Origin of the sequence: Myroides sp., assembly GCF_032073645.1 — a bacterium.
GTDB lineage: Bacteria > Bacteroidota > Bacteroidia > Flavobacteriales > Flavobacteriaceae > Flavobacterium > Flavobacterium odoratimimum.
The window spans coordinates 1-4,924 of sequence record NZ_DAMANB010000045.1 but is presented as its reverse complement, the minus strand read 5'-3'; the positions used below and the strand labels follow the sequence as shown (position 1 = coordinate 4,924).

Annotated in this window: 3 protein-coding genes and 2 tRNA genes; 3 read left to right on the top strand and 2 right to left on the bottom strand. The window is 33.1% G+C overall.

Annotated elements, in window-relative coordinates; genetic code table 11:
* Positions 1-164: 164 nt before the first annotated feature.
* Together RT228_RS17865 and RT228_RS17860 are read right to left on the bottom strand one after the other, a co-directional pair.
* Positions 165-626, bottom strand: a complete 462-nt coding sequence (locus RT228_RS17865; protein WP_006265736.1) for an META domain-containing protein — start codon at positions 624-626, stop codon at positions 165-167.
* 201 nt (positions 627-827) lie between these two features.
* On the bottom strand, positions 828-2,444 hold the full coding sequence (locus RT228_RS17860) for an ABC-F family ATP-binding cassette domain-containing protein (protein WP_006258395.1): 1,617 nt from the start codon (positions 2,442-2,444) through the stop codon (positions 828-830).
* 172 nt (positions 2,445-2,616) lie between these two features.
* Here RT228_RS17860 and RT228_RS17855 point away from each other — a divergent pair, with 172 nt between their 5' ends.
* From RT228_RS17855 to RT228_RS17845, 3 genes are all read left to right on the top strand, one after another.
* Positions 2,617-4,026: a thioredoxin-like domain-containing protein gene (locus tag RT228_RS17855; protein WP_006258396.1), complete on the top strand. Its 1,410-nt coding sequence runs from the start codon at positions 2,617-2,619 to the stop codon at positions 4,024-4,026.
* Between the two features lie 573 nt (positions 4,027-4,599).
* Positions 4,600-4,673 (top strand) — tRNA-Arg (locus tag RT228_RS17850).
* Positions 4,674-4,756: 83 nt separating this feature from the next.
* Positions 4,757-4,830, top strand: a tRNA-Arg gene (locus RT228_RS17845).
* The last annotated feature ends 94 nt before the right edge of the window (positions 4,831-4,924 follow it).

Genomic DNA, 4,924 nt, shown 5'->3' with positions numbered 1-4,924 from the left:
CAAATGTTCTCCGCCGTTTTTTAAATGCTGTTGCATTTATTAGTTGAATCTAAGAATTATAAAAAACAAATTAAAAAAATCTTCATTCCCCTATAGCCATAAAAAAACCGACCTAAAGATATACCTTAGATCAGTCCTATAAATTCAATATTCGAACTCAGTTTTTACTTTTTGGTAAATGTCAATACTACTATATCGCCAGAACGCATAATTAACTGATCCTCTACAATGTCATAATGAGTTACAGAATTTAGTGCATTCATAAACTCTCTATCTGCTACTCCCTCACAGAACATCATCGTAGAAGCCATCTTATCTCCTAGCTTGATAGCGTTTCCTTCTTTAGCTTCAAAACTTCCATGGATATTATTACATCCATCATTTCCATAAACTTTTTTATCCTTAACTTCAAAAGTTAAACTTGGTTTCTTCATTGAGAAAAGAGTACTCATATCTTTACCAGAAGTTGCTGGAGTTGTAATAGAGCTCAATACCCATTCTCCTTCTAATTTTTTACTCATATCTACTTTTTTCTCTACTGTTACAGTAGTAATTTCTCCTGCTGTCTTACAGCTTACAGCCGTTAATGCTAAAACAGCACTTAGTAATACTAATGTCTTTTTCATCTTACTTTTATTTTATTATGTTTTCCCCTTTTCAAGGTTATTAGCAAATTTACCATTTCATATGGCAGTCTATAATAATTAATTCTTAAAATTTACATATAATGTCTTATTATAAGGAATAACTCTTCTCAAAACATAAATTATTATACAAAAAAAGGGCTATCTGTAATACAAATAGCCCTATTCTATATTTTAAATGTATTAAGAATACATTTTTGCTCTTAATTCTTTTACTTTTGGATCATCTAAGTAATCGTCGAACGTCATATATCTATCGATAGCCCCATTAGGAGTTAACTCTAGAATACGTGTACCTACAGTCTGTGCAAACTCGTGGTCATGCGTCGTTAATAAGATCGTTCCCTTAAAGTTTTTCAATGTATTATTGAATGCAGTAATAGACTCTAGATCTAAGTGGTTCGTAGGTTCGTCTAACATTAATACGTTAGCTCTCATCATCATCATACGAGATAACATACAGCGCACCTTCTCTCCTCCTGATAATACACGACCTGTCTTAAGAGCCTCTTCTCCAGAGAAGATCATCTTACCTAAGAATCCACGTACATATACTTCATCTCTTTCTTCTTCAGTCTTCGCCCATTGACGTAACCAGTCTACTAATGTCAAGTCATTGTCAAAAAACTCGTGGTTCTCTACTGGCAAATAAGATTGTGTTGTAGTAATTCCCCACTCAAACTTACCTGCATCAGCCTCTTTCTTACCGTTTAAGATTTCGTAGAACGCTGTAGTAGCACGTGAGTCTTTAGAGATTACTACTAGTTTATCTCCTTTAGCCATATTTAGATTGATATCTTTAAATAATACCTCTCCATCTATAGAAGCAGATAATCCTTCGATATTTAAAATCTGATCTCCTGCCTCTCTATCTGTATCAAATATAATAGCTGGGTATCTTCTAGAAGATGGCTTAATATCATCTAATTTTAATTTGTCAATCATCTTCTTACGAGAAGTTGCTTGTTTTGACTTCGCAACGTTCGCACTAAAACGACGGATAAACTCTTCTAATTCAGCCTTTTTCTCTTCAGCTTTCTTATTTTGTTGAGCTCTTTGCTTAGCTGCTAATTGACTTGATTCGTACCAGAATGTATAGTTACCTGAGTAATGGTTAATCTTACCGAAGTCAATATCAGATACGTGCGTACACACAGCATCTAAGAAGTGACGGTCGTGAGATACTACTAATACTGTGTTCTCATAATGAGCTAAGAAATTCTCTAACCAAGCGATTGTCTCAAAGTCCAAGTCGTTGGTAGGCTCATCCATAATCAATACATCTGGGTTACCAAATAAAGCCTGTGCTAATAATACACGTACCTTTAACTTAGCATCCATCTCTGCCATAGGTGTATAATGAAAATCTTCAGATATACCTAAGTTAGATAACATCGTAGCGGCAGCTGACTCGGCATTCCAACCATCCATTTCATCAAAACGGATCTGTAACTCTCCGATACGATCAGCATTTTCGTCTGTATAGTTTAAGTAAAGCTCATCCATCTCTTTCTTAACATTATACAAATCTTTATTACCCATCATTACAGTTTCAAGAACTGTATATTCGTCAAACATATTGTGGTTCTGATTAAGAACTGACATACGTTTTCCTGGTTCTAGAGAAACATGACCTGATGTAGGGTCGATATCTCCCGATAATATTTTTAAGAATGTAGATTTACCAGCACCGTTAGCACCGATAATACCGTAGCAGTTACCTTGAGTAAAAGTTACATTAACTTCGTCAAATAAAATTCGTTTACCAAACTGAACTGACAGATTCGAAACTGTTAACATTATTATCTTTTAATTTAAATTGCCTACAAAATTACTAATTTTATATTTAGAAACATCTATAAATAAAACTTATCGCCCTACCCACCCACTTTAACCAATCATTAACAAGATAAAACACCCGTAAAACTTAAATTTGCTTATATTATCTCTCGAACAAATAGTCATTTAGCTAATGCAGAAAAAACTACCTAATACAAATTTATTACTCCTTTTTATCCCACTTATAAGCCTTCTTGCATCTTGTCAAAAAAAATTTGATCCTAAAGATTATAGTGCTTATATACAGGGAGAGATTATAAATCCTACTTCTAATTACCTTTTATTCTGCAAAGACAATGAAGTCCTAGACACTTTGTTCCTAGACGAAAACAATAAGTTTTATAAAAAATTCGACTCATTAACACCAGGAATGTATATCTATAAGCACAATCCTGAGTTTCAATACATCTACTTCGATAAAAATGACAGTCTGACACTACGCCTTAACTCAAGAGATTTTGACCATTCTATTATATTCTCTGGACGAGGTGCTGAAAAGAATAATTTCTTAATGAATCTAACTGTCAGAAATATCATGGATGAGAGTGAAGGATATAGTGCATTCGATGTATCTCCAGAGAAATTTAGTCGAAGAATAGACTCTGTACATGCAGCTAGAACTACTTACTATCTAAGAAATAAAGCCATTATCAACTGGTCTGACAACTTTGACCTGTATGCAAAAGCGAAGCTTGACTTACACTTCTTTGCATTAAAAGAGCTCTATCCTACTGCACACTATGTTAGAACAGATGAAGATGTAAGAGATAAACTCCCTGCGGACTATTATAGTTTTAGAAAAAAAATAAACTTCAATGATGAACGTTTATTAAAGTACTCTTCATTCACTAAATACCTAGCCATTATGCTAAACTCTATTGTGAATGAGCCTGAACAAAACATTATACCAGACAACAAGTTTGATAAATATATCGATAAGCTTAATATAGTAGACACCTTAATCAGAAACGATAAAGTTAAAAATGCTATCTTAGATAATATTGCATTTATCTACTTATTAGAGGATCAGAACTTAAATAATAATGATAAGTTCTTAGAGCGATACTTTGAACTATCTACAGATAAGAATCAACACAATGAAATCATCCAGATCCAACAAGCAATTCAAAATCTTAAATATGAGAAGAAGTTACCTGAAGTTCCTATAGTGAATACTAAAAATCAAAAGGTATCTATTAATTCTATTATCAATAAGAGAACTCTAATGTTCTTCTGGACAAAAAATGGAATAGCGCATGCTGACGCAGCTCACCAGATAGCTGCAGAATTAAAAGCTGAAATGCCAAATATAGAAATCATATCGATCTGTATCGATGGTGAACATGGAGAGTGGTTAAGTATATTAAAGCGCTACCCTTCTAATGGTATTATAGAGCTTAGATCTGATGACTTTAACCAAATGAAAGATCAGTGGATCATCACAAAAATCCAACGTTGCATGCTACTAGACAAAGATGGTTCTATCATAGATCCATTTGTCAATATCTTTGACAAGAACTTTGAAACAATTTTAAAGCAATAATAAAATAAAGTGAGAGCCCAACCGAATGGTTGGGCTCTCACTTTTATTATACTTCTATCTTCTTTTGAATAAAACTATACTACCTGTATCATGACTCAATACTGACTCCGTTTTAATACCTATTTTAACGGACTCACTACGGACTCAAATCGAACGAAACCTGTCTCGTCCTACTATAACTGTACAGCATTAGTCCTAGTTTTATATTCTATTTTTATTTTTTGACAAAAAATTTCTTCAATACCTGATACAACAACTGCTTTACATGGCACATGCTTCATTCTATTCTAACCAAGAAAACACCTAACTCTAAAGGATAATTAGAGAAAACCGATGAATCTTAAAACAAAAAAATCCCTCAAACCCCTTGTAAAATCAAGAAAAATCAAAGAAAACGACATTTTTTTTCAATTATAAATCACTTGATATCAAACCATTGATTTTTTTACAAAAAAAAGTACTATTTTACCTTGGAACTTTTAAATAAAAAGCAATATATTTGCCACGTCAAAAAAATCAAGGTATGCGCCTTCTAAAATTGACAATTTTTAATCTCTTTTATAAAGATTAAATGGTCCAATAGCTCAGCTGGATAGAGCAACTGCCTTCTAAGCAGTAGGTCTCAGGTTCGAATCCTGATTGGATCACTAAAACACTTCTAAGTTAAGGAGTTTTTATCCTAAACTATCAATTTAGATAGATAATTTTAATCTATTTTATAAGATTAAATGGTCCAATAGCTCAGCTGGATAGAGCAACTGCCTTCTAAGCAGTAGGTCTCAGGTTCGAATCCTGATTGGATCACTAAAAAAGCCCTTGTTATTTCTAACAAGGGCTTTTTATGGATCAGTGACAAAAGTTGGGGACTAGGCAAAAAGTCTAGTTAATCTAAAAAGGA

Coding starts and splice junctions, on each gene's coding strand:
- RT228_RS17860 (WP_006258395.1), bottom strand. CDS start 2,444: ATGTTAACAGTTTCGAATCTGTCAGTTCAGTTTGGTAAACGAATTTTA.
- RT228_RS17865 (WP_006265736.1), bottom strand. CDS start 626: ATGAAAAAGACATTAGTATTACTAAGTGCTGTTTTAGCATTAACGGCT.
- RT228_RS17855 (WP_006258396.1), top strand. CDS start 2,617: ATGCAGAAAAAACTACCTAATACAAATTTATTACTCCTTTTTATCCCA.